The sequence below is a fragment of the Okeania sp. SIO2B9 genome, from assembly GCF_010672505.1.
GTDB lineage: Bacteria > Cyanobacteriota > Cyanobacteriia > Cyanobacteriales > Microcoleaceae > Okeania > Okeania hirsuta.
This window is the reverse complement of the sequence record NZ_JAAHGK010000742.1, coordinates 1-3,889: the sequence shown is the minus strand read 5'-3', so window position 1 is coordinate 3,889 and position 3,889 is coordinate 1. Positions and strand designations below refer to the sequence as shown.

The 3,889-nt window shown below is 36.4% G+C and carries 3 protein-coding genes and 1 pseudogene; all 4 read right to left on the bottom strand.

Features of this window, described 5'->3' with window-relative positions:
- Positions 1 to 86 precede the first annotated feature (86 nt).
- Positions 87 to 1,349 (bottom strand): SufS family cysteine desulfurase, encoded by a 1,263-nt coding sequence (locus F6K13_RS22630; protein ID WP_124147749.1) that lies wholly within the window; start codon positions 1,347 to 1,349, stop codon positions 87 to 89.
- Positions 1,350 to 1,424: 75 nt separating this feature from the next.
- A complete protein-coding gene (locus F6K13_RS22625; RefSeq protein ID WP_282433650.1) occupies positions 1,425 to 1,553 on the bottom strand; it encodes a hypothetical protein in 129 nt (42 codons plus the stop codon).
- A 276-nt stretch (positions 1,554 to 1,829) separates the two neighbouring features.
- Positions 1,830 to 3,191, bottom strand: a complete 1,362-nt coding sequence (gene sufD / locus F6K13_RS22620) for a Fe-S cluster assembly protein SufD (protein WP_124147750.1) — start codon at positions 3,189 to 3,191, stop codon at positions 1,830 to 1,832.
- Positions 3,192 to 3,196: 5 nt separating this feature from the next.
- A pseudogene (sufC, locus tag F6K13_RS22615) lies at positions 3,197 to 3,889 on the bottom strand (Fe-S cluster assembly ATPase SufC); the annotation flags it as partial.

Sequence of the window (3,889 nt, the reverse complement as noted above, 5' to 3'; positions counted from 1 at the left end):
ACCCAACCTACTGTATCTTTCTCCTTTTCCTCCTCTTACTTCTTTCTTTCCTCCTGACTTCTGACTCCTGACTCCTGACTCCTCTCTCAACCCATAATATTGCTAAAAAACTCTATTGTTTCTTTCAAAGCAACAATAAAAGCATCAATATCATTACGATTATTATAAAAAGATAAACTTGCTCTAGCTGTGGATGAAATATTCAAATATTTATGTAAAGGTTGGGCACAATGATGACCGGAACGAATTGCTACACCTGCTTCATCTAACATTGTTGATAAATCGTTGGGATGAATTTTTTCTACAGTAAAAGATGCTAATGCTGCCCTACTTTCACCTTTCTCATTTGGTTGAGGCCCATAAATAGTAACTTCAGGAATTTGGTTCAATCTTTCAAATAAATAAGTAGTTAATTCTGCTTCATAATTATGGATTTTTTCCATACCTATATTTGTCAGATAATCTACTGCTGCACCAAGAGCGATCGCTTCTCCAATAGCTGGTGTTCCTGCTTCAAATTTATGAGGTAATTCGGCATAGGTGGAATGGTCAAAAAATACCTCGGAAATCATTTCGCCTCCTCCTAAGAATGGAGGCATTTTCTCTAATAATTCTAATTTTCCATAGAGAAAACCAATACCAGTAGGAGCGCACATTTTATGACCGGAAGCTACTAACCAATCACAATCTATTTCCCGTACATCTACTCTTATATGAGGTACACTTTGGCAAGCATCTATTAATACTTTTGCTCTATTTTGATGAGCGACCGCGCAGATTTCTTGCACTGGATTTTGACAGCCTAAAACATTAGAAATATGGGCAACTGCTACTAATTTTGTTTTATCTGAAACTAGAGTTTTATATTGTTCAAAATCAAATTCTCCGGTCTTGGTTAGCTCTACGAATTTTAAAACTGCTCCAGTTTTTTGAGCAACCATTTGCCAGGGAACAAAATTACTATGATGTTCCATAACTGAGACAATAATTTCATCTCCTGCTTTGAGATTATTTAAACCCCAAGAATAGGCGACTAAATTAATTGCTTCACTAGCATTTCGAGTATAAACAATTTCATTCCGAGATGCTGCATTGACAAAAGCAGCTATTTTATCTCTTGCCCCTTCATAAGCATCTGTTGCTTTTGAGCTTAAGGTATGAATACCACGATGCACATTAGAATTATATTTCAGGTAATATTCTTGCCAAGCATTAATAACTGCTAGAGGTTTTTGTGAAGTAGCAGCATTATCTAAATAAACCAGTGGTTTACCATTTATTTCCTGATTTAAAATCGGAAATTCTTCCCGTACTTTTTCACCTAGTGTTTTTTCTTGAATAATAGTCATTTTTTCAGCTATCAGTTATTAGTAAGCATTTAGCTATCAGCTATCAGCTATCAGCTATGAGTTATTAACTCATTATTACACCGAAGGAGGAATTAGTCCCCAAGGAGTAATACCATTTATCAAAAACTTTTCTACATTTTGTTGAGCAGGGGAGTCGGGGAGTCGGGGAGTTAGGGAGAAGTAAAAAGTAAGAATAATTAACATTAACTGGGCTATTTTTAGCAAAAAGGTGATTCGGTCTGTTTTAATTAGTTAATAACTGAAATTTTACCCAAGTATAGCGTTACTTTTAGGAATTGGTATAATAAGTCTCAATCAACTTTTTAGCTCACTTGCTTAGTTCCTTCTTTTTACTTTTTCCTTATTACTCTCTTTGAAACTTTACTACACCGAAGGAGGAATTAATCTCCAAGGAGTAATAAGTCTCAATCAATTTTTTAACTCACCTTCCTCCTTCCTCCTTCTTCCTTCTTCCTTCTTTTACACTTTACAAGCAACACATTGTTTTAAAATATTTTGCAAAGAAGGTAAGGGCAACTTGTTAATAATTTCTGCTGCAAAAGCATCAATTAATAAATTACGACTTACTTCTTCATTCAAACCTCGACTTTGTAAATAAAACACTTCATCATCATCCAACTGACTAACAGTTGCACCATGGGAACATTGAACATTATCAGCAATAATTTCTAATTGCGGTTTTGTATCAACCCTCCCACCAGAAGAAAGTAACAAATTACGATTTAACTGAGCTGCATTAGTCAACTGTGCAGTTTGAGAAACATAGACTTTGCCATTAAATATAGAATGTGCTTTGTCATCAACAATACACTTATAAAGTTGCTCAGTTACACCATTGGGATGATTCAAAATAATGGCACTGTGAGTATCTGCTTCTTGCTCATTCCCAATAAATGCCAAACCATAAAGATTAGTTTCCGTTCCCTCGCCCATTTGAGAAACTTCTAAATTATGACGAGATAATTTTGCCCCTAAATGGATAGCATTGCAAGTATAACGACTATTCTTCGCTTGAGCGATCGCTGTTTTGCCGATATGAAATGCTGTTCCTGCATCTCGCTGCACCCTGCTATGATTAATTTCCGCATTTTCCTCTACCCATATTTCTGTAACTGTATTTGTCAGATAGGGGCGAGAAGTGGGTGCTTCCGGACAAATAACTTCTGCCGTAACACAATGCTCAATTATTGTCGCACTACTGTTACGCTCCGCTACTACTAAACAACGACGCTGAGTCAAAATCGGAATTTCAGTCTGAGTCGCAATAAATAATAGATGTATTGGTTTTTCTACAACTTGATTTTTTGGCAACCATACCACTGCTGCATCAGTTAAACCAGCAGTATTTAGGGATGTAAATACTTCTTTACTTCCCTGTTGTTGCCCCAAATAATCTCCGATGCGGTCTTGATATTCGGGAGGTAACTGCCCTAGGTTTCCGACAAACACTCGATCTGTCAAACCTTCGACTAATGATAACTTTGGTGCAAATACCCCATTCACAAATACCAACCGACTGTCTGTTGCTTCCGGCAAAATAAAAGGAGTAATATTCAAAGCATCCAAATTTACTGGTGCAGGTGCTTGAAAATTTAACTTCATCATTGCAGACAAGTCAGAAAACCGCCATTCTTCATCTTGCTTTGTCGGAAAGGCCAACTCACGCACCCAGGTTCCTGCGCGATCGCGTACTTGCTGTAACCAACTTGCCATTTTTCCATCTAGAGGAAATTCTGGCGGTACCGTTGGAGATACTCCTTTACAACACTCTTTCAGTAACTTGTCTAAATAAGATATCTCTGGTTTTACAGAAACTTGCATACTTTTCACACTCCCACTTTTGCCTCTTCAATCAAATCATCGTAACCTTTTTCTTCTAATTCTAATGCTAATTCTTTTGTACCAGTTTTAATAATTCTACCGCCTTCTGTTACATGAACAAAGTCTGGCACAATATAGTTTAATAAACGTTGATAGTGAGTAATTACTAACAGAGAATTTGACTCATTTGCTAATTCATTTACTCCATTTGCTACTATTCTCAAAGCATCAATATCTAACCCTGAGTCAGTCTCATCTAAAATTGCTAATTTTGGATCTAACAATGCCATTTGTAAGATTTCATTTCGCTTTTTTTCTCCACCAGAAAAGCCTTCATTTACACTGCGGTCTAAAAACTCTGGTTTCATCTTGACAATATCTAATTTATCCTGCACCAAATCGTCAAAATCAAAAGCGTCTAATTCTTCTAATCCCTGATGTTTACGTTTAGTGTTATAAGCAACTCGCAAAAAGTCTAAATTACTAACTCCAGGAATTTCTAGGGGATATTGAAATGCCAAGAAAATGCCATTTAATGAACGTTCTTCAGGTTCCATTTCTAATAAATTTTTGCCTAAAAATGTAATTTCTCCCCCTGTAACTTCGTAGGCAGGATGACCTGCTAATACTTTAGAAAAAGTACTTTTACCGGAACCATTTGGCCCCATGATGGCATGAATTTCTCCAGCTTTTATTTA